This is a genomic window from Acaryochloris marina MBIC11017 (assembly GCF_000018105.1).
GTDB lineage: Bacteria > Cyanobacteriota > Cyanobacteriia > Thermosynechococcales > Thermosynechococcaceae > Acaryochloris > Acaryochloris marina.
Map to the genome: position 1 here is coordinate 2,634,956 of NC_009925.1, position 21,487 is coordinate 2,656,442.

Below are 21,487 nucleotides of genomic sequence, written 5' to 3' on the forward strand. Positions count from 1 at the left end.
TTAGGCATAAGCCTGACAGCATACTTGACACACTCGGGTAGGCGAATTATGCATCTTTACATCAACTTATGGAGTTGTGAGGCTCAGGCTCCAGCGGTGACATGTCGTCATCAAAATCAGCTTAATTAAATGTGGATAGGTCAGTTTTTGGGCTTGGGCGATTTGGGCAAGCGATCGCAAAGGATGTAACGTCGCATCGGCATTCACATCCACCAAATAGGCTTGCCCCCGGCCTAACCGAAAATCGAAGGTTGCATAATCCAAAGGCTGCAGCAGATTCATCAACTTTAAAGCTGCACTCCGCAGAGGCTGTAAGTCTGAATCGGCTAGATCAACATTGACTTTCTGAAACCCTCCCTGACGCTTCGCTTGCAGATCCAACACTTGCTCCTGCAATGCCTGACCTGAAGTCGTCAAAGTTTCCACAGCTCCCAGCAAACTCGGTTCGAGATTGCCAACCACCCCAACCGTAATTTCTCGCCCCGCAATCAACGGTTCACAAAGTACTGCGGTTTGAAACTGGGATTGAAGTTGCTGCACCTGTTTCTGCAATACCGCTAACCCATCTTGGGTCTCGAACCTTTGAAGTCCTAAAGAATAACCTTCACAGGTGGGTTTCAGTAGCGATACGGGCCAAGGGGGTAATTCTGTAATCGACTCTTCCAAACCAAAGCGACGCCAAGGTGGCGTGGCAATGCCGCACCATTCCAGAACCGGTTTGAGCCAGTCTTTATTTAAGGTCAAACTTTTAGTGGCCGCATCGCCACCGGTATAGGGAATGCCTAGGTGTTCTAACAACGCAGGAGCGAGAGCCGTACGATTGCGGGATAGAGCACCTACGGATAAATTCCACACTAGATCAGGCAGGTCTTGCTGCTGCCAGCGGTGAAGCAAACTCTCCAGGGACCCAATAGCATCAACGGTATGGCCCAAATCCGTGAGGGCATGGGTCACCGCAACCACTTCTTCCGGTTCGCGCCAATGGTAGTGGGTGTTGACTTGGGCCTCTGGTGCAGCCATCAGCTCCGCTTGGGAGTCAAACAGGAGGCCAATCTTCATGGTGGGAGAGCATCCGGTAGCCACATCGTTTGCGGATCAATCGGCAAAAACAGAATGTCAGGATAATCATTGCCCCGCCGCCGCTGGTGCCAGCGACCGATCAGCTGTGGTTCAGGACCAGGGGTGAGTCCGACGAGTTCTAGCTTGCCGTGTTCATGGGTGAGGATATAGCGAAATCGCTTAACGGAGCCATTGCAGCGTTGGCGCAGTCCTTCGACTAGCTTGAGTCCCTCCAGAATTGGCAGTTGAAAATGGAGGGCATGTTTAACCGGGCGCGGATGGAAGAGATATTGAGGCAGGACGCTGAGGCGATGCAGTCGCTTAAATAAGGTTTCCATCACATCGACGGAACTGTTGACCCCTTGCATCAGGGGAATTTGAGCCGTAAGCAGACAGCCTGCGTTTCGCAAAACCGCTAGGGCCTGTTCTGCGGCTGGGGTGATTTCGCGAGGGTGATCGAAGTGGCACTGAAAAACAATTTGGAATCGCTCTTGATACTGGGCCAACACTTGCAGCAACTCCGGATCAGAAGTAAAGCGGCTGGGAAGAAAGGCGGGTAGTTTGGTGCTGATCCGAATTTGCCAGAGATGGGGAATCTCGGCCAGGGCTGCCAGCAAATTGGCCAGACGGCGGGTACTGGACACCATTGGGTCGCCCCCGGACATCAGCACATTGTCAATTTCAGGATGGGTTTGAATATATGCGATCGCACCCTGCAAATCCTCAATGGTTTCCTTGGTCATCACATCTTTGCTCATTAGGCGGCGACGAAAGCAATAGCGGCAATGTCCCGCACAGGCTTGGGTGACAATCAAAACGGCGGTCTGTTCGTACTTATGCTGTAATCCAGGCACCACCGTCGATAAGGTTTCGCCACTGGTATCAAGAGAGCCGTGGTCATCCTGTTCATAGACCGACGGTAAGAGCAGCTGTCGCAGCGGATCGGTGGGGTCTTGCCAATCAATCAGTTGGGCATAGCCCTCCGGCACCATAAAGGGAAAATGGGTTTGGGCAGCAGTGATGCGATCGCAGTCTTCCTCTCCCAGAGGTAAGGTCGTTGCCGCCGTTTGCGAAAACTGTAGACTCGCTTTGAGTTCATCCCGCCAGGCCAGGCGCTTAGGCGTCGATAATGTCATCCCCTCACATTCCCCAGATAAATCTTTGAGGATCAGGCACACATCAGATCCTCGGTTTACAATAATGCCCTAACAACTGATGCCCTAACAACAATGGAGCTGAACGATTGACGGCCTCCTCTTGGCGAACCCCACTACGACTGCTGAAGTGCCGACTGCGTCAATCCCTCAAAGAGATGCGGCGGGGCTATGGCCCGCAATATGCGCAACAGCAAGCGCCGATAAACTCCTCCAGATTTAACCATCTCTGGAGCCAATGTCAAACCCCCATTAAGCAACGGTCTTCCGCAAATAACCTCCACCAAAATCGGCTGATCAATATGAGCTTAGCCGCTCAATTCGTAGATGGCCTGATTCTTCAGCCCCAGCAAATCTTTGGCTTTTGGCGACGCATCCCTCAACCGACGATTCAAAATGGCTTTCGGGCTGGCCCCATGCTGATCCGAGGACAACTAACGACGGATGCTGGCGGGGGGCTGTGCCAAATTTCTACCACCTTGTTTGGCGCTTTTCTGGCGGGCAATTTGGAGATTTTAGAACGGTCCAATCACAGCGTCGATACCTACGGCGACGATCGCTTTTTTACCTTGGGCCAAGATGCAGCCGTTGTATATGGCTATAAGGATCTGGTCGTTCGCAATCTGCATCCCGTCCCCCTCCAGCTACGCCTGCAAATTGATCAAGCTCAATTGACAGCCACTGCCAGTCTTTGGGGACCAACCCCCATTTCCGACACTATCTCGCTAAACTCTGAGGTGATCCAATCGTTGCCTGCTCCCCCAGATGGCATTCCAGGCTGGCGGGTGCGCACCCAACGATGGGTCCAACCCCCTGAATCCCCCAAAATCCTCACCTACCAAACCGAAGATACCTACCATCCCTACCCCCTATGAACCCACTGATTCAGGTTTCTGCCGCTCAGCTTCGCGCCTTTCTCACCGCTGTTTTAGCGAACTATCCCCTGCAATCCGAGGCTGCTACTGCGATCACCGATCACTTAGTCCAAGCCAATTTATGGGGCATGGATTCCCACGGGTTGCAGCAAATTATGGGGTATGACAAAAGTCTGCGGAGCGGTCGGATTAACCCTCAACCCAAGTTACACATCCAAACGGATCGCCCCACGATGATCCGGATCGAAGCCGATCGTGCGCCTGGACAGTATGCCGGTCAGATAGCCATGCAACAGGCGATTACCAAGGCTCAGGAGATGGGCATGGCAGTGGTGGGGGTCACCAACAGCAACCATTTTGGCATGGCAGGCTACTATACACGGATGGCCGCCGCTGCTGGGATGATCGGTTTTGCTACCAGCGACACTAATGTCGTGGATTTAGCCCCCTATGGTGGCAAAGAAGCCCGCCTTGGCAATAACCCTTTTTCCTGGGGCATTCCCAACGGTGATATGCCCATCGTGTTGGATATGGCGGCGGGAACCGTGAGTGGCGGCAAAATTAAGCATTTCGGCTATCAAGGACTGCCCATCCCACCAGAGTGGGGTTTAACGGCAGCAGGCGAGACCACCTCTGAAGCGCAAGCGGTGGCGGTCAATCAAGCCGCTTCGCCCAAAGGAGCGGGGATGGCCCTGGTTGCGGATCTGCTCTGTGGCCCGCTTTTGGGAACGGCAGCAGCTCTATTTAAAACCAAATCCAGGCATGATCGCATGAACGGTACGGGGCATTTTTTCTGGGTGATGGATCTGGCAGTCTGGTCTGATCCAGAGGAATTTGCAGAGCGGGTGGGGGATGCGATCGCAACCCTAAAACAAACCCCACGCCTCGACCCCCAACAGCCCATCTATTTCCCCGGTGAGTTGGAAGTTGTAACAGAGCAGACGCGCATACACCAGGGAATTCCTGTACCCTATGCTCTAATCCAGGATTTGGCCCGTCACTTCGGCCCTGACTTGGTAAATCAACACCTAACGCCTGATCTGTCTATCTCGATTAACGCTTGAATCCATCCACCCCAACAAGCCAAGGCCGCTTAACAGCGGCAGGTTTTATCGGTCTCTACCTCCACGGCATTGTGGTCGCCATGCCCGGTGCGTTCCTCCAGCAGTGGACGGATACCTTTGGCACAGGCGTCAATATTGGCCTGTTTTATACCCTCTTTTTAGTCAGCAGCCTAGGGGGATTAATCTGGGTCTCTCGCCAAAAATATCGCCATCCTGTCTTTGCCTTTGCCTTTGCTGCCATCGGCGTTGCCTTTATCGCCGCCGCTTGTGCCCCTCAGTTTGCCTGGATTGGGGGTGCTGCCCTTCTGCTGGGTTGGGGAGACGGCATTCTCAACTTTCACTGCAATAACTTGGTGGGAGAGCTACATCCTCGCCGTAAGATCACCGTCTTAAATTGGGCGAATGCCACCTTTGGGGTTGGGGCTTTGAGTGCTCCTCTGATCAATGCAGCATTACTGTGGCGCTGGGCCTTTGGCTTAGTGGCAATGGGAGCCATTTTAGCCATTGCCCTGGCATGGCAAGCACCCCCAGTTCAAAATTTTCAGCCTCGCCATGATCGCGTTCAGTGGAGCATTGCTTGGCCATTTCTGTTGGTGATATTGATTTACGTCGGTTTGGAAAGTTCGATTGGCACCTGGAGTGGGTCTTACCTCAGCAGTCTGGGCTGGAGTAAGGGATGGCAAAATGCGTTGCTCTCAGCGTATTGGGGTGGTTTAACTCTGGGTCGCCTAACGTTGGGCATTTGGGTTGGCCCTCGCCCAGTACAACGGTTGCAGATATTGTTTTTGGTGGGTGTGGGTACCATTGCACTGGCGTTTTTGCCCAGTTTTGGCTTTCTGTTTCCAATTGCGGCAGTTCTCTATGGCCCAACTTTTGCAACTATCTTTGCTCTCCTGCAAGGGCGCTGTGGTCATGTGGCTTTAGGCTATATGTTCTACGCTGCCTATCTAGGCAAAACCCTATTCCCTACGGTCTTAGATCAAATCCCTGATCCTATTAACCTACGCTTTGGCTTTCTGAGTCTTGCTCTGCTCCTTTTGCTGAGCAGTCAGTTTTTATCCAGCACATCGGCACAAGAGCATGGTTAAGTCTCATTTCAAACAGCTACACAGAGTCTTTATGCTTCGATGATAGTCATGATCGCGATCTCAATTGAAGCCATGATCTCATCAGAGAGATACCCTAACCGACGGATCAATCTTTGTTGATCAACACCTCGAAGCTGAAGTGCATCGACGGAGGATAGTTTACTCAACCCATTGTCAGCACTTGGCTCTAGCTTCACATGCCAAATGTTCTTGGCAAAATAAGGTTTCCAATCAGTGACGGGGGCAACCAGTTTGATGGGCAGTTTGCCTACGGCGTCAGAGCTAATCACAATCGCAGGGCGGGTCTTTTTAATCTCTGTACCAAGGGTAGGATCAAAGTTCACTAGCCAGACTTCTCCACGCTTAGGCACTGCGGGATTAGTAGTCAACGACATCACCTGCCATTAGGTCTTGCCATTCAGAATCTTGCTGATAATGGTCGTATATCATATCTGCCTGTTCTGCCAAGATTCGTCTTCGTTCTGCCAGTGGCTGTTCTAAAAAATGGCGTCGCTCTTCTAAGGTGAAAGTCGATGCTTCGGTCATCGATTGTTCAGTCTGGCTAAAGGATGAAGACAAAGCTTCTGTAACGCCTTCATTCTGGAGGAGTTCTTGGACGAGGACTTGTAAAAGTAAGAGCTTGTCAGTGTGGGACAGTCTTTTGACGGTGGGGATTAGCTTAGTGATAGTCATATTATTTATCTCACGCTAGAGATTCAACCTGGCGAATACCAATATCATCTAAAATTTTGACGCCAGTGTAGACCTGGTCCAAAGATAGCCCTTTCTTCATCCCTAGCAATTTGACGATTCCGTACCGCTCTAGATATTTCGTCTCATACCTCAGAAATAAATCAGCCCCAGCCTGCCGATCTTTAACAAATTCAATTCCTTTCTCAAGCAACTTCTCAAGGATAGATGCCCCCACTTTCGCAATGGCACCTTGCGTACCTTTTCCCGCAATTTCCCCAATCGGACCGCTCATTTCACAACCTAGTCTTCAGAAGCTATTGGCCCTAGCCTAGCAGTCATCACCTAAAAACTTCTTAGACTTGCCTTAAAATGTACTGTAATACCGTACATTAAATTTTAGCTTGAGTTCCAATGGACAGTATCAGTGTCAACCAATTCAGAGCAGCGCTCAAAGAATGTGTAGAAAAAGTGATTAGCCAGCACGATCCGCTGAAAGTGACTCGGCGCAATGGAGCAGACTTTGTAGTGGTCAGCGCTGAGGACTGGGAGCGGGAGCAAGAAACACTGCGTATATTACAAAGTAGTGACTTGATGCAGCAGATTTCTGAGTCTTTTGCCACTCATCTAAACCAGCAAGGCTACACACCATCCACCGAGGAAATGGATGAGATCTTTAGTCTTTGAAGGTAATACCTGGAGCGCCTATGAAAAGTTGAGAGAGAAAGACAAGAAACTGCATCGGAATCTTTGTAAGATCCTCAAAGAGATGCTGCGAGGAGATCCTAGCTCAGGACTCGGCAAGCCAGAACTTCTAAAACATAATCTTTCTGGTTTGTGGTCTCGAAGGATATCGCAAAAAGATAGACTCGTCTATCGATTTGATGATAACTACATCTACATCTTCGCCATCGGTGGTCATTATGACCAAATCACCTAGAGCTAGCACATTCCATAATCGGACTGCCATGTACGATAAAAAACACACTACCAATGGTCTTCTTGATATCGAGACACTCGATCAGCTATCCGTTTCACATCAGATAAATAAAAGCGACTCCAGTTAAAACAGTTGCACTCAATAATCCGCCATTGTCGATCAACCCGCCCCACATCCAGGACAAAGACATCAGCCGGTGTCCAGATTGCAACATACTGAGCTGCAAAATCTAGAAGCTCTTGCGGTAGCAAAGCTTCTGCAGTAGGGCGATACATTGACCCTGTAATTACCTCACCATTGACGATAAAAAGTCGCCATTCTGCATCCACTTCATACCGTTGTCCGACCACAACCTTGTCTGATTGGCGATGAGAGACATCTAGCAATTTTCGATGCATTCGCCGAATGTCTTCATAGTCAGCAACACAGCCCGTAAATGCCTTGAGATCATCAGGGGGCTTGATAAAGAAAGCAGCAGATGCATCAGCCGCCATTTTCAATAATGATGACCAGTCCATCACCTGGGCATCGTAATTGAGATAGGCATGACCAAAGCCTTGGGTATAGGCATCATGCGTAAAATTCTGAGAATCGTAGAAGACGCCTTTTTGAACCCGCGCATCTTCCCTGGCACAGAGAATCAGCGTTGTGACACCGTGAAAGACAAGGGGTGGATCAACCTCAGACATCTTTGGTAAATGCTTCTGTCCTGGTTGGACCGTGACTGGGTAAAAAGGCTGCTCCAATTGTTCGCAAGCCGCTTGCAAGAGCAATGCAGAATTAGATTTAGGAATATTGGATTGTACAACCCAAGTTGTTTTCTCCATGACTCCAGTGCTAACAGGCAAGATAAGGCATGAAATGATCTAATAGCACTCTGTGCAAGTCCACAAGCAGTCCTTAGCTTAGCCATATTGCCAAAGTTAAACTACTATTTCTGAGCAACAACGCCTACCGTCGCATAGTAAATGGCCCACGTATTTGGGTCTTCTGCGAATCGGCCATAATGATCGATATCCGCCTGGGTAACTGCCCCCGTTGCAAGATATTTCTCTGCCAATTGCATCGTAGACATATGCATCATAGTCGCTATGCCTGAACCCCCTTGAGAGAGATGAGTATCAACCTCAACCGAGAATGACTGTAAATCATAGGATTGTAGTAGAGCAGGTAACTTAGCTCCAAGGCCATAATCCATCCCCCTCGCCGTAAACATCTGCTCAATCGCCCGGTTGACATTATTAACAGACTGACAAGCAGAGTCCTCACCTGCAATCGCCCGAGCAGCCGCAAAGTCAGGTTCTTCTAGGACGATCCATCCCCCCGGTTTCACCAACTCCAACAGCTTCGATAGGAATGCATGAGCATCAGGATTATGAATCAAAACATAGCGGGCATGAACCAAATCAAAGGATTGTTTATCCAAAGGAAGGTGCTGGATATCGCCTTCCACAACCTCAACATTTCCGGCTTCCAGGTTAGCCACAAATCGCGTATCAAGATCAACGGCAACCACCTGGCCCTTCTCCCCAACCATGCCTGCCATCCATTGCGTGATCGATCCTGCTCCAGCTCCAACTTCTAAGCATCGCCAGTTTGTGTTTATCCCTGTCGATTTCAGCCGTTGATGACTGGTTGGATCAAAGATTTTTTCAATGGCCTGGAGGCGTTTCAGTTCCTGAGCATATTGAGTCTCAGTGAAAATGTATTTAGCAGTCGACATTTCTTTCTCCGCTCAGCCATCTAGTCCTGGGCAAACCATATATCTAATGAGAGCAATCCCATAAACCGTTATCCCTCGCTCCCATCAGTACATAGCAAAGATCTAGCTCAGCACAATACCTCAATATATCTATTGCTACATCCCCCAAATAGCCTAACCGACCTCTAGCCTGAGCAGCAGAGGCTAACCACAAGCTCAAGCATTCACAACAGCGCAGGCTATTGCAAAAGACCCACCTCTTGACCAATTAATAGTAATTATGTACTATAAACTTCAGGATTGGTGTGTAGCCTACTACCTTTACTCAGATCTGGCATCACTCACAACAAAGCGCCCACTTTTCACTCCTACTAGGTGGGTTTAGAATCATCCCATCATCACTCCGTTTGCAAAATCCATCTCCTGTTTTCCTGCCCAATCCGTCGATTAGGCTATCGCTATTTAAGGAACTTCTATGCTGACGCTTTACCAGTTTGAGCCTGCCTGGGGGCTACCCAATGCCAGCCCATTTTGCATGAAGCTAGAAACCTATTTTCGGATGACTGGCCTGGAGTATCAGGTCGATACCAGCGCTGATGTGCGTAAAGCGCCCAAAGGCAAGCTCCCTTATATCGAAGATAAGGGCCAGATTATTGCTGACTCTAATCTGATCATCGAATACCTAAAAACCACCTATGGCGATCCGTTGGATAGCCATTTAAGTCCTGCTGATGCTGCCATTGCCCTCGCCATGCGACGGTTAATTGAAGAAAACCTCTACTGGGCGCTGGTCTATACCCGCTGGATTGACGAAGAGAATTGGCAGAAGACTAAAGCCGTCTATTTCTCCGATTTACCCTTTCCACTTCGCCTCCTAGTGCCCAAGATTGCCCGCAATACCGTTACCCAGAATTTGCAGGGGCATGGCATGGGCAGGCACACCGAAGCGGAAATTTACCAGATCGCGGCCTTGGACATTCAAGCCCTTTCAAATTTTCTGCAAGACAAACCCTATTTTATGGGTGAGCAACCCACGGCGCTAGATGCCTCTGCCTATAGCTGTCTCGCTAATATTTTGAATGAAACCCTGATATCCCCTTTAAGAGATAAAGCGACTCAATTGGAGAACTTGGTAACGTATTGCGATCGCATGCATCAAACCTACTACGCTTAAAATTTCCAGAACACACCTCCTCACCCAAGCACTAAACCCAAAAATGTAGCAATATTCAGGCATTAAAGACTATGGCCCGGTCCCGTCAATTAGAAGAGCACCAACTTCTCCTCGCTGAATTGCGAGAGTCTCCCCTAACCCCCGACACCGTAGAACAATGGCGTCAGATCCTACACGATACTCATGCCTCAACCATTACCCAAGCCGCTAAAATTTTGGGCCAACGGGGGCTCACGGATCTCAACTCAGACCTAGCAGAGACCTTCGCCCGGTTAATGCAAAAACCCGTTAAACGTGATCCCAACTGTCTAGCCAAAGCCGCTATTGCCGACACCCTCTATCGCCTAGAATCCCATAATCACACCCTCTTCCTCCAAGGGATTCGGCATGTCCAGATAGAGCCCGTCTGGGGCGGATCTGTAGACACTGCAGCCACCTTACGGGGCAACTGTGCCCTAGGGCTGGTACGAATGCATTATCCCAATGTAATGACCGAGCTAGCCGATTTACTCGCCGATCCAGAAGGGCCAGCCCGGATGGTCGCGGCCAGAGCCATTGCCTATACCGAAGACCCTCAAGGGATTCCTCTACTACGACTACGGGCAAAAATAGGCGATGAACCGCAAGTCTTATCGGAATATTTAGCGGCTCTACTAAAGTTGGCTCCCCAACAATCCATTCCCTTCGTATCCGAATTCTTAAGGGATACGAATCAGCAGATTCAAGAATTAGTAGCCCTGGTTTTAGGCGAGTCCAAACAGCCAGCAGCACTAGACCCTCTACAACATTGGTGGCAAGGAATCCAAGATCCTGAACTGCGCATCACCGGACTTCTGGCAATTGCCATGCTTAGAACCGACGAAGCGTTTCAGTTTTTGCTAGGGCTGGTGGCAGATGGCAGTGACAAAACAGCCCAAGAAGCAATCCAAGCCCTAGAAATTTATCGACAAGATTATGACCTCTGGCAACGGGTCTGTGAGGTACGAGACAATCGCCATCAGAGTTAAGAAAGACACAGCTGTGCTTGCACAACATTCCGGCAATATTTCAAACACCAAAATCATCAAGCCTGATATCGCAGCAAACCAAGCCATCCTCAGCCATGAAGCCGATCTTCATCTGACGCTTTTCTACGGCAATGGGCTTGCATGAAATACACAAGCCCATTGCCTCAATCACAACTCTAAGCAGTTACCTAGCTAGCACAGAGGGGAAGCTTGAACTTCTCAACGCCCTTCAGATCAAAGTGAATTGAGTAGCAATAGAGAATCTTGAAGCAATAGTCTCCTTCCTTAGCGCCACAGCTCACTAAAACAAGTTCCCGTGATAGGCAAGATTGCTTGTCCGGTTTATGAGGATCGCAAGGGGGCAAATCACCAAAACAAACAAACTTAGCGGGTTTAATGTAAACAGAAGGTGTGCCATCAGGCAACTCCGGTACCGGTGTTCCGTCTGCTTTGGTCACAACAGAAATAACGACCGTTAAATCTTTGAAGGTCACATTTGAATACGGATTACAAGCTGTAATGCATAGACACTCCGTATCTGTGGTTTCAATCATGTCCTTGGGTCCATCACCCCAGTGGATTTGGAAACAGGGTGCCAATTCTGGGATGTCTGCAGGTTTGCAAACTTTCGCTTTGGGATCTTTAGCGTGTGGATGGGGATGGCCCGCATCAATAATAAATTCTTTTGCTTCACACTCTTTATCGAGTAGCCGATCAGCAAAATCCTCGGCAAGTTTGCAGATTTTGGGATCTTTACTTTGCGGAAAGTCTGCAACAAAGTCTGAAAGGCTAGTTGTTTTAGTAGTTGTGGGGTTGGTGGCTGGATTAACCATATTTTGTGTCTCCTTGTTAGTGAATTCATGAGTCACTGGCTTGTCAATAAACCAGGACTTAAGTTGTTGACATAATTGGCTAAGAAAATTGTTCATTTCTGCAGTAGCCTCTGTTCCGAATGACTATAAAAATCTGCTTCGGCAGAGAAAATGCCTGAAGATTTTTCTGAACTACTCAATGGTTATAGCAGTCCCAATCTCAAGCAATATTGACTGACTGAGAACACACTAGTAAGTGTGCTAATCTATTCTTTACTATGTCTATAGCAGTGAGTGGATTGCACCTTGATATCGAGACAAAAACCGATCAATAATCAGTACTAAGTTTCTCTCGAATCATCTATTTCTTAGGCTGAGACGCTTGATAAAAGAGAGTCTCTAAATTCCTCAAAAATCAACGCAAACCCATACTGATCAGTAGTTTTATAGATAGTTCTTAAACAGCTTTACCTCTATCAACCAGTGCAAAAGAGTCGCTAAATCAACCTAACCTTGTTGAATAAGGCTAACGTCATGCAATACTTTAGTTATTTTTTGAGAATCTAGTATCTCAACTAGAGTCATCTTTTCTCAATTAACCAAACTAGTTAGAAATCTGCATTAGCGCTAATTTTTTAGAACTATATTTATTTATCATTTTTTATGTTTAACTTTACGCAAAAAGCAACATATGCTTAACATTTTTTAAGAATTTTTTATACGGATGAAATGATAATCAATCAAAAAATCAATGGATATTTTTATACTTAAATCACGATTTTCCATCAGAAATTCAGTCAATTTTTTCTGGCTTTGACTTTAAATAAAACACTTAACATGCATGCTGTAAGTAGCTTTTCTAAAGATACTGAATATAAATTTTGAGCATTCCTGAATATCTGAGTCAGGCTGCATCGATACTCTAGATCAACCTGTACAATAGGGACTTGTGCGATTGGTATAGAGTACATGGCAAGCCCTGGATCTTCTCCCTTTTCCCCTGAAGAAATTGCTACTGAAGGGCTAAAGCCCGAAGAATACGACGATATCGTTCAACGATTGGGTCGCCATCCCAATCGAGCCGAACTGGGCATGTTTGGCGTTATGTGGTCCGAGCATTGCTGCTACAAGAATTCAAGGCCTTTACTTTCGCAATTTCCCACCGAAGGTAAGCATGTATTAGTTGGCCCTGGAGAGAATGCCGGAGTCGTCGATTTAGGCAATGGCCTCCAGCTCGCCTTCAAAGTCGAGTCTCATAACCATCCTTCTGCCGTTGAACCGTTTCAGGGGGCAGCAACGGGAGTCGGCGGCATCTTAAGAGATATTTTCACCATGGGTGCCCGCCCCATTGCCGTCCTCAATTCCCTGCGATTTGGTGATCTAGACGATGCTCGCACCCGCCGTTTATTTAGTGGGGTGGTGGCCGGAATTGCCCACTATGGCAACTGTGTGGGCGTGCCGACCGTGGGTGGTGAAGTTTATTTTGATCCTGCCTACACGGGCAATCCCCTCGTCAACGCCATGGCTATGGGCCTGATGGAGACCGCTGAGATTGTCAAAGCTGGGGCATCAGGCGTGGGTAATCCGGTGCTTTATGTGGGATCTACCACCGGGCGAGACGGTATGGGAGGGGCGAGCTTTGCCAGTGCTGAACTGGATGCCACCTCTGAAGTAGAAGATCGACCCGCTGTTCAAGTCGGTGACCCATTTTTAGAAAAATCTTTAATTGAAGCCTGTCTAGAAGCCTTCCAAACCGGAGCGGTGGTTGCTGCTCAAGATATGGGGGCAGCTGGCCTGACCTGCTCCACTGCCGAAATGGCAGAGAAAGGCGGCGTGGGGATTGATCTGGATTTAGATCTAATTCCCAACCGAGAAACGGGGATGGTGCCCTACGAATATTTGCTCTCCGAATCCCAAGAGCGGATGTTGTTTGTGGCCGAAAAAGGTCGGGAACAGGAGCTGATTGATATCTTCCACCGTTGGGGTCTACAGGCCGTCGTTGCCGGTTCAGTCATTGCTGAACCCATTGTCAAGATTCGGTTCCAAGGAGAAGTAGCGGCAGAAATTCCCGCGACCGCCTTATCCGACAATACGCCAATCTATAAGCGTGAGGTGTTAGCTGAACCCCCTGAGTATGTCCAGAAAGCACGGGAGTGGAGTTGCGATCGCATCCCCCCTGGCACCGCTGAAGGCATCGAAATCCAAGGCAAACTGAACTCCTGGTCAGACATCCTCCTCCAGCTTCTACAAGTCCCCACGATTGCCAGCAAACGCTGGGTGTATCGTCAGTACGATCACCAAGTCCAAAACAACACCGTCGTCTTGCCCGGTGATGCCGATGCCACTATCGTGCGTCTCCGTCCCGTCGCCCACCAAGAAACTCCTGATCAAGGCGTAGACTCCAAAACTGCAGTTGCCGCCACCATCGATTGCAACTCTCGCTATGTCTATTTAGATCCCTATGAAGGGGCCAAGATGACCGTAGCCGAAGCCGCTCGCAACTTGAGCTGTGTGGGTGCTGAGCCGATTGCCGTCACCGACAACCTCAACTTTGGCAGCCCCGAAAAACCTATTGGCTATTGGCAGCTAGCAGAAGCCTGCCGAGGACTCTCAGAAGCCTGTCGCCATTTACAAACTCCAGTCACGGGCGGTAATGTCTCCCTCTACAACGAAACTTTTGACGCTGATGGTCAGCCTCAGCCCATCTATCCCACCCCTGTTATTGGCATGGTGGGGTTAGTTCCCGATCTCACCAAGACCTGTGTCCAGGGCTGGCAAGCAGACGGCGATCTGATTTATCTACTCGGAATTCCCCTCGACGTCCAAAGTGACCTCGTTACCCTAGGAGCCACGGAATATTTAGCCAGCATTCATCATCAGGTAGCCGGTGAACCACCCCATGCCGATTTAGATCTAGAAGCCCAAGTCCAAGCCACCTGCCGCCACGGCATTCAGCAGGGCTGGCTCCACTCGGCCCATGACTGTGCAGAAGGGGGAGTGGCCGTCGCCCTAGCCGAATCCTGCATCAGTGGCCAACGAGGGGCTGACATTCAAGTTCCTACCGGTTCAAACCGCTGGGATCAGGTCTTATTTGGTGAAGGGGGGGCCAGGATTGTCATTTCTGTCAGCGCAACTCATCAAGCCGCCTGGGAATCCTATTTACAAGAACATCTACCTCAATATTGGCAACAGATAGGAACCGTCACCACCCCCAATTCAGAGCTCACCCTCACAACAAATGTTCACCAAACCTTAATCAAGGTTAGGATTGAAGAGGCCACTCAACGATGGGCTCAAGCCATTGAGTCCAAGCTGGCGTAAATCCAGGCTGCTTGAGGCTGGAAAGGACAAATGTTTGTAATGTGTCAGTTTTTCTGGTTTATTCCGTTTACTTAACGACTTAAATATGTTTCCTGCTGCTTCTGTCCCATCGATTCCCACTGGCAACGATCCCGTTGATCCCCACCTTTCCACCGAATCGTGGTCCGAAGACAAACCAGAAGAAGCCTGTGGCGTGTTTGGCGTGTTTGCGCCCGGTTTAGAAGCCGCCAAACTAGCTTACTTTGGTCTCTATGCCCTCCAACATCGAGGTCAAGAATCCGCAGGGATTACCACTTACACCCCAGAGGGGAAAACCCACACCTACAAAAACATGGGGTTGGTCTCCCAGGTCTTTTCAGAACCGATTTTGAATGACTTACCCGGCCATATTGCCGTTGGTCATACCCGCTACTCCACCACCGGTTCGAGCCGAGTCGCCAATGCCCAACCCGTCGTCGTTGAAACCCCTAAAGGCTCAATCGCCTTGGCCCATAATGGCAATTTAGTGAATACCGTCGAGTTTCGCAAAACGTTACTGGCCAAAAACTGTCCCCTGGAAACCACCACAGATTCTGAAGTGATTGCCTATGCCATTGGCGAAGCAGTCAAAGCGGGCAAGGACTGGTACTCCAGTGTGATTGAAGCTTGTCAGCAATGCGAAGGGGCCTTCAGTCTAGTGATTGGCACACCGACCGGCATACTCGGCGTTCGCGACCCCCAGGGAATTCGCCCTTTGGTCCTCGGTACCATTGACACGGATAATCCCGATAAACCCCATTACGTCCTCGCCTCCGAAACCTGCGCCCTCGACATCATCGGAGCAACCCACGTTCGTGAAATCGAGCCAGGGGAAATTGTTCATATCACGGCTGACGGCATTACCTCCGATACCTGGGCTCCTAAGCCTGAGCGAAAATTGTGCATCTTTGAGATGATTTACTTTGCTCGCCCCGATAGCCATATGAAAGGCGAAAGTCTCTATAGCTACCGCTTGCGTCTGGGTCACCATCTCGGCAAGGAATCTCCCATCGATGCAGATATGGTGATTGCAGTCCCCGATTCTGGTGTGCCTGCCGCCATTGGCTATTCCCAAACCAGCGGCATTCCCTATGCCGAAGGATTGATTAAAAATCGCTATGTGGGCCGAACCTTTATTCAACCCACCCAAGCCATGCGTGAAATCGGGATTCGCATGAAGCTCAACCCACTCCGAGATGTCTTGGAAGGGAAGCGGATTATCATTGTCGACGATTCGATTGTTCGAGGCACCACCAGCTACAAAATTGTCCGTGCCCTCCGCGAAGCAGGCGCCACAGAAGTCCATATGCGAGTCTCTTCTCCTCCCGTGACGCATCCCTGCTTTTATGGCATTGACACGGACGATCAAGATCAGCTGATCGCAGCCACCACCTCGACCTCCGATATCGCTCAAAAAATTGGGGTTGACTCCCTTCACTATCTCAGTTGGGAAGGTATGTTAGCGGCAACCGGACGTAACCCTGAGAATTATTGTTCAGCCTGCTTTACAGGAGATTATCCCATCTCCATTCCTGAACCTCTCAAACGTACAAAACTCATGTTGGAAAAAGCATAAGCCTGTTTCCTTCCAAAGCTAAAGATACTGAAAATGGCCTAGAAGAGGTCATCTAAGCTGTAAGCGTTAACCTTTTAAGCTTGCACTGATCCCATGGAAATACTGAATCACTACACCACGAGCTAGTGAACAGATGGTGGTAGCTCCAACGTCACTTTCCCCAATAAACCTTTGCGAAAATCATTGAGAACCTGTTGAGCCATACGCTCTAGATCCCCTTGATGTCGCTGTTCTGCTGCGGTAGCTAAATAATCTGCGGCGGTTATGGACGTAGGATCGAGCTGATAGCGAGTTTGCAAAACTTGGTTTGGCAAGAATCCAGGCTTCGACTTAGAAGACTCTAACCCTTGGATCAACTCAATTAAGGCCGTGGCTACCAACTGATTCTCATAGGCAGCAGTGCCGATATCATCACAAATGGCCAATTTATAGGCGGCTTCTTGATTATTTAATTTGGCCGGTAATACACCGGGGGTATCTAATAGTTCTAAATCTTGAGAGACCCGTACCCAGCGGAGTTGGCGAGTCACCCCTGGACGGCGAGCACTTTCAACAATGCGACGCTTCAACAGACGATTGATTAAAGCAGATTTACCCACATTCGGGAACCCCAACACCACCGCACGCACAGGGCGAGGTCGCATACCGCGATTGCGCCGTCGTTGATTGATACTAACACCCACTTTTTCGGCTGCTTTGATCACAGCTTTAATGCCCTTACCATGCTGAGCATCCGTACAGTGGGGCACCTGGCCTTCGGCCTTAAGAGCATCAAGCCAGAGCTGATGAGAGACCGGAGTAACCAAATCAATCCGATTCAAGACCAGCACATGGGGCTTATCTCCAATCCATTTCTGGATCTGCGGGTGATGACTGGAGTGGGGAATGCGAGCATCCCGAACTTCCAGCACCACATCTACCTTTTTGAGCTGCTCAATTAAGGCTTTTTCAGCCTTGGCGATATGACCGGGATACCACTGAATAGGGGGAGTGGACATAAACCTAGAGTCGCTCTAGGCGATCGCGCAAGATCTCAGCTTGTTTCTCAGCTTCAGCCAGAGTATCGCGTGCCCCCTGAACAACTGCAGGTGGGGCTTGGTCTACAAAATTGGCATTGTTCAAGCGACCGCTACAGGACCGAATTTCAGCTTCTGCTTTTTTCAGATCCTTGTTGAGTTTGGCTTTAAGAATTTCCACGTCCACCACACCACTGAGGGGAAGGAGGACTTGAACCGTACCTACTACACCGATAATGGTCTGTTTGACTTCCCCTTCAACGGTGGGGGTAATACTCAAAGATTCAACTCTGGCTAGATCTTGGAGATAGGTTTGACCCGCTGTGAGGATTTGTCGTTCGCGATCGCTTTCGCTTTGCAAAATCACTTTAATCGGTTGCTTAGGCTTAATACTGGCTTCTGCCCGCAGATTGCGAATGGTACGAATGGTCTCAATCACTAGCTCAAACTGCTCTTCCAGCCCCGGATCGACCCAGGCCGTGAACTGTTCTGACATTGCACCTAAAATTTCTGTGGGCTCGGGCGGTGAATTTTTAGGTGCACTATCCTGTGCGGCATCGAGATCATCGTGGGTCTCTGAATCATCATGAGCCTCTGGCATTGCAGGTTCTGCCAAGGCCAAATCTCCGCCTAGCGCTTCAGCCGTCGTCTCCAACGTCTTGGCATCATTCAGCAGCGGTAAAATTTCTTCCGTTTTCTTTTGCAAAGATTCCACCCAAGCTTTGCGATCGTCATACCAAAGCAGGCGACGATAGCCAAAGTTAAGGGAATAGCCCAACCCCACCAATTCAAAGAAACTTCCTAAGAAGGGAACGTGATTAATGGCCCCTAGCACCGCTGCCACAACCGCCAAACTGACGATGCCCAAGAAGAACGCACTGCTCCAGAGGAAAATCGTTTGATTCGCGTTCAGAAAACGCCCGACGCTAGCAGGCAATTCTCCAAAGGCCAGGAAGGCATCCCGCCAACTGAAATCACGAATTTCGGGTTCAGGCTCTGACGTCTCGTCAGCTTGAGCAGTCGACTCTGGCTCCGGTATCGTTTCAGGTTCAGGCGCTGCTGCTTCAGCAGGTGCATTTGCACTATCTGCAGTCAGTGGTACCGTTTCAGTCACCAACTGGATATCAGCAGCTTCTGGGTAAGGCTGGCTGGCTAAATACTGCTCTGACGTCGGTTGAGTCAGGGTCTGCCAAATCTCTTCCGTAATATGGGGCATAAACGGATGAAACAGCTTCAGGGTTCCTTCCAACACATAGGCGAGGGTTTGCTGAGCCACTCGCTGAGAGGTCGTCCCCTCCTGGCGCAGCCGAGGCTTGACCAGTTCGATATACCAGTCACAAAAATCACCCCAAATAAACTCATACAGACCTTTGGCCGCTTCACCTAAACCATAGGCATCCACTTGATTGCGGGTCTGCTGTACGAGGCGATGATAGCGAGACAAAATCCAGCGATCTGCCAGTTCTAGATCAGCGATCGCAGGTTGCCCCAGCTGCTCAGGCGTTTGTCCCTTCAGGTTCATCAACACAAACCGTGAGGCATTCCACAACTTATTAGCAAAGTTACGAGACGCTTCTACAGAAGTGGATTCATCGGTTGTGCGGTTATATTCTAGGCGAATATCTTGTCCTGCACCAGCCACTTCTCGAATCAGAGTATAGCGAAGAGCGTCCGTGCCATATTTGTCGATCAAGATCAGCGGATCGATGCCGTTATTAGACGACTTGGACATTTTTTTATTGTTTTCGTCTCGCACCAAACCGTGGATATAGACATCCTTAAAGGGCATCTCTCCCGTGAAGTGTCCCGCCATCAGGGTCATCCGGGCGACCCAGAAGAAAATAATGTCAAATCCCGTCACCAAGGTAGCGGTGGGATAGTAGGTAGATAAATCCGCCGTTTCTTCGGGCCAACCCAGGGTAGAAAAGGGCCACAATCCAGATGAGAACCAGGTATCTAAAACATCTGGATCCTGAAGTAGCTGTACATCAGGTCCAAACTGTTCTACTGCTTTTTGCTGGGCTGATTCCGCATTTTCCGCCACCACAAACGGCGTATCTTCTCGGATTTCGCCCTCGGTTTCACTAATGGCGTACCAGGCCGGGATTTGATGTCCCCACCACAGCTGTCGGGAAATACACCAGTCCCGCAGATTCACCAGCCAATCGCGATAGACCTTCGTCCACCGTTCAGGGATAAATTCAGGTGAATTTTGGTCATCCAAGAATGCCAGGGTGCGTTTGGCAAGGGGTTCGGTTTTGACGAACCATTGGGTGGAGATTAAGGGTTCAACAGGTACCTTGCCGCGATCGCTATAGGGAACACTATGACGATACGCTTCTATTTTCACCAGACAGCCGTCTTCTTCTAGGCGAGCCACCACGCGTTTACGGGCTTCAAACCGATCTAAGCCTGCAAAAACGTTGCCGTTTTCATTGAGAGAGCCATCCTTATTAAGGATATTAATGAAGGGCAGATGATGTCGCTGACCCATGGCAAAGTCATTGGGGTCATGGGCAGGCGTGACCTTGACACAGCCCGTTCCAAATTCGGGGTCGACCAACTCATCGGCAATGACTAGAATTTCCCGTTCTGTAATCGGTAGCTTGATGGTTTTACCAATTAAGTCTTGATAACGCTCATCGTTGGGATTCACCGCTACCGCCGTGTCGCCCAACATCGTTTCTGGGCGCGTGGTAGCGACTTCTACCGCACCAGAGCCATCACTGAGGGGATAGCGGAAATGCCAGAGATGACCATCTACTTCTTTATTTTCTACTTCCTGATCGGAGACTGCTGATTGACTGGCAGGACACCAATTCACCATATAGTTGCCCCGATAGATCAATCCCTCCTCATGCATCTGCACAAAGGCCTTATTGACCGCCTTAGACAGCCCCTCATCCATCGTGAATCGCTCACGGGTCCAGTCCACCGAAACGCCTAATCGCCGCTGCTGATGGACAATTTTGCCCCCCGATTCAGCTTTCCAGCGCTTCGCCCGTTCTAAAAATTCATCCCGGCCAATGTCATAGCGGGTTTTACCTTCCGCCTGCAGCTGCTTCTCCAGAATGGTATGTACCGCAATGCTGGCATGGTCCGTTCCCGGTAACCACAGGGTATTATCACCAATCATGCGATGGTAACGAATCAGCACATCAATTAACGCCGCCTCAAAGGCATGACCCATATGCAGGCTGCCTGTCACATTCGGTGGAGGAATGACGATGCAGTAGGGGTCACCCGTATGGTTCGGATCTGCTTTAAAGACGTTGTTCGCTTCCCAAGTCTCTTGCCATTTGGCTTCGGTGGCCGCGGGATCATACTGGCTAGATAGGGATGGAGCGGTGGCAATCATAAACTTAAAATACTCTGAAGAGGAGAATACGAGCCTGTAAACTAAGGCAGCATTAGATTAAATTCTGCCATATTTACCTGTGCCTGTCGGTCTTTCCTTACAAGGATTGATCAATTGCCTCTTTGAACTTGGCGGCAGTAACGCTAGAATAACCGGAGAGACCAAACGTCGGTAGGCCAAGTTTTGGCTAGATTCAAGAAGATTTATCCTTTCGTCCTGAGTTAGTTGACTTACCTCCGCATCCCAATCTCGATACATTGTTCATTTGATTTTTGAAGGTAAGGTATGACAGTTTACATCGGTAACCTATCTTATGAGGTTACAGAGGACGATCTAAGCGCAGTTTTTGCGGAATATGGAGAAGTCAAGCAGGTCAAGCTTCCTGTGGATCGTGAATCAGGTCGCAAACGTGGATTTGGATTTGTAGAAATGCAAGACGAATCTAACGAAGAAAAAGCCATCGAAGAATTGGATGGGGCTGAGTGGATGGGCCGGACCTTAAAGGTCAACAAAGCCAAGCCTCGCACCCCCAGACCCACTAGCAGTGGATGGGGCGGCAACCAAAGATATTAATCCAAATATCATTTATGGGGTTGAGGCAAACTCAATCCTAGCAACAGTAACTGTTGCAAG

At 49.4% G+C, this 21,487-nt stretch carries 21 protein-coding genes; 11 read left to right on the plus strand and 10 right to left on the minus strand.

Features of this window, described 5'->3' with window-relative positions; all coding sequences use genetic code 11:
* Window positions 1-66: 66 nt before the first annotated feature.
* Window positions 67-1,059, minus strand: a complete 993-nt coding sequence (locus AM1_RS11725) for a D-alanine--D-alanine ligase family protein (RefSeq protein WP_012163056.1) — start codon at window positions 1,057-1,059, stop codon at window positions 67-69.
* The gene (locus AM1_RS11730; protein WP_012163057.1) at window positions 1,056-2,195 is read right to left on the minus strand and encodes a KamA family radical SAM protein; all 1,140 of its coding nucleotides are present in this window, start codon (window positions 2,193-2,195) and stop codon (window positions 1,056-1,058) included. The genes AM1_RS11725 and AM1_RS11730 overlap by 4 nt, the downstream gene beginning before the upstream one ends.
* 107 nt (window positions 2,196-2,302) lie before the next feature.
* Between AM1_RS11730 and AM1_RS11735 the strand changes: the two genes are divergently transcribed.
* The 3 genes from AM1_RS11735 to AM1_RS11745 are packed head-to-tail and all read left to right on the plus strand — an operon-like array spanning window position 2,303 to window position 5,240.
* Entirely contained in the window at window positions 2,303-3,088 is a 786-nt protein-coding gene (locus tag AM1_RS11735) for a VanW family protein (RefSeq protein ID WP_012163058.1), read from the plus strand.
* Window positions 3,085-4,152, plus strand: coding sequence for an Ldh family oxidoreductase (locus AM1_RS11740; RefSeq protein WP_012163059.1), 1,068 nt, complete (start codon window positions 3,085-3,087; stop codon window positions 4,150-4,152). Before AM1_RS11735 ends, AM1_RS11740 begins: the two co-directional genes overlap by 4 nt.
* On the plus strand, window positions 4,149-5,240 hold the full coding sequence (locus AM1_RS11745; RefSeq protein WP_012163060.1) for an MFS transporter: 1,092 nt from the start codon (window positions 4,149-4,151) through the stop codon (window positions 5,238-5,240). The genes AM1_RS11740 and AM1_RS11745 overlap by 4 nt, the downstream gene beginning before the upstream one ends.
* Before the next feature lie 29 nt (window positions 5,241-5,269).
* On the opposite strand, the gene AM1_RS11750 is transcribed toward AM1_RS11745, so the two are convergent.
* Genes AM1_RS11750 through AM1_RS11760 form a run of 3 tightly spaced genes read right to left on the minus strand, consistent with a single transcriptional unit; the run spans window position 5,270 to window position 6,225 of the window.
* Window positions 5,270-5,635 (minus strand): type II toxin-antitoxin system PemK/MazF family toxin, encoded by a 366-nt coding sequence (locus tag AM1_RS11750; protein ID WP_012163061.1) that lies wholly within the window; start codon window positions 5,633-5,635, stop codon window positions 5,270-5,272.
* Entirely contained in the window at window positions 5,619-5,933 is a 315-nt protein-coding gene (locus AM1_RS11755; protein WP_012163062.1) for a hypothetical protein, read from the minus strand. Before AM1_RS11755 ends, AM1_RS11750 begins: the two co-directional genes overlap by 17 nt.
* A 10-nt stretch (window positions 5,934-5,943) precedes the next feature.
* Window positions 5,944-6,225: a hypothetical protein gene (locus AM1_RS11760; RefSeq protein ID WP_012163063.1), complete on the minus strand. Its 282-nt coding sequence runs from the start codon at window positions 6,223-6,225 to the stop codon at window positions 5,944-5,946.
* A gap of 119 nt (window positions 6,226-6,344) precedes the next feature.
* Between AM1_RS11760 and AM1_RS11765 the strand changes: the two genes are divergently transcribed.
* Both AM1_RS11765 and AM1_RS11770 read left to right on the plus strand, forming a co-directional pair.
* On the plus strand, window positions 6,345-6,617 hold the full coding sequence (locus AM1_RS11765; RefSeq protein WP_012163064.1) for a type II toxin-antitoxin system Phd/YefM family antitoxin: 273 nt from the start codon (window positions 6,345-6,347) through the stop codon (window positions 6,615-6,617).
* Window positions 6,598-6,870, plus strand: coding sequence for a Txe/YoeB family addiction module toxin (locus AM1_RS11770; protein WP_012163065.1), 273 nt, complete (start codon window positions 6,598-6,600; stop codon window positions 6,868-6,870). The genes AM1_RS11765 and AM1_RS11770 overlap by 20 nt, the downstream gene beginning before the upstream one ends.
* Window positions 6,871-6,917: 47 nt before the next feature.
* On the opposite strand, the gene AM1_RS11775 is transcribed toward AM1_RS11770, so the two are convergent.
* Together AM1_RS11775 and AM1_RS11780 are read right to left on the minus strand one after the other, a co-directional pair.
* Window positions 6,918-7,697, minus strand: a complete 780-nt coding sequence (locus AM1_RS11775; RefSeq protein ID WP_012163066.1) for an ATP-grasp domain-containing protein — start codon at window positions 7,695-7,697, stop codon at window positions 6,918-6,920.
* 104 nt (window positions 7,698-7,801) lie between these two features.
* Window positions 7,802-8,593: a class I SAM-dependent methyltransferase gene (locus tag AM1_RS11780; RefSeq protein ID WP_012163067.1), complete on the minus strand. Its 792-nt coding sequence runs from the start codon at window positions 8,591-8,593 to the stop codon at window positions 7,802-7,804.
* Window positions 8,594-9,047: 454 nt separating this feature from the next.
* Between AM1_RS11780 and AM1_RS11785 the strand changes: the two genes are divergently transcribed.
* The 3 genes from AM1_RS11785 to AM1_RS43955 all read left to right on the plus strand — a co-directional run bounded on the left by AM1_RS11785 (window position 9,048) and on the right by AM1_RS43955 (window position 10,898).
* The gene (locus tag AM1_RS11785) at window positions 9,048-9,746 is read left to right on the plus strand and encodes a glutathione S-transferase family protein (protein WP_012163069.1); all 699 of its coding nucleotides are present in this window, start codon (window positions 9,048-9,050) and stop codon (window positions 9,744-9,746) included.
* A 71-nt stretch (window positions 9,747-9,817) separates the two neighbouring features.
* Window positions 9,818-10,753, plus strand: a complete 936-nt coding sequence (locus AM1_RS11790) for a HEAT repeat domain-containing protein (RefSeq protein ID WP_012163070.1) — start codon at window positions 9,818-9,820, stop codon at window positions 10,751-10,753.
* 13 nt (window positions 10,754-10,766) lie between these two features.
* On the plus strand, window positions 10,767-10,898 hold the full coding sequence (locus AM1_RS43955; RefSeq protein ID WP_012163071.1) for a hypothetical protein: 132 nt from the start codon (window positions 10,767-10,769) through the stop codon (window positions 10,896-10,898).
* Window positions 10,899-10,941: 43 nt separating this feature from the next.
* Here AM1_RS43955 and AM1_RS11795 read toward each other — a convergent pair whose 3' ends face one another.
* Complete coding sequence (locus AM1_RS11795) at window positions 10,942-11,586, minus strand: hypothetical protein (protein ID WP_012163072.1); 645 nt, start codon at window positions 11,584-11,586, stop codon at window positions 10,942-10,944.
* Window positions 11,587-12,534: 948 nt separating this feature from the next.
* Between AM1_RS11795 and purL the strand changes: the two genes are divergently transcribed.
* Window positions 12,535-14,886 (plus strand): phosphoribosylformylglycinamidine synthase subunit PurL, encoded by a 2,352-nt coding sequence (purL, locus tag AM1_RS11800; protein WP_012163073.1) that lies wholly within the window; start codon window positions 12,535-12,537, stop codon window positions 14,884-14,886.
* An 85-nt stretch (window positions 14,887-14,971) separates the two neighbouring features.
* Window positions 14,972-16,480, plus strand: a complete 1,509-nt coding sequence (purF, locus tag AM1_RS11805) for an amidophosphoribosyltransferase (protein ID WP_012163074.1) — start codon at window positions 14,972-14,974, stop codon at window positions 16,478-16,480.
* Window positions 16,481-16,602: 122 nt separating this feature from the next.
* Here purF and ylqF read toward each other — a convergent pair whose 3' ends face one another.
* Together ylqF and AM1_RS11815 are read right to left on the minus strand one after the other, a co-directional pair.
* A complete protein-coding gene (ylqF, locus tag AM1_RS11810) occupies window positions 16,603-17,478 on the minus strand; it encodes a ribosome biogenesis GTPase YlqF (RefSeq protein ID WP_012163075.1) in 876 nt (291 codons plus the stop codon).
* Between the two features lie 4 nt (window positions 17,479-17,482).
* Window positions 17,483-20,854, minus strand: coding sequence for a valine--tRNA ligase (locus tag AM1_RS11815; protein WP_012163076.1), 3,372 nt, complete (start codon window positions 20,852-20,854; stop codon window positions 17,483-17,485).
* A gap of 285 nt (window positions 20,855-21,139) precedes the next feature.
* On the opposite strand from AM1_RS11815, the gene AM1_RS11820 reads away from it, so the two are divergent.
* Entirely contained in the window at window positions 21,140-21,427 is a 288-nt protein-coding gene (locus tag AM1_RS11820; protein ID WP_010476170.1) for an RNA recognition motif domain-containing protein, read from the plus strand.
* Window positions 21,428-21,487 lie beyond the last annotated feature (60 nt).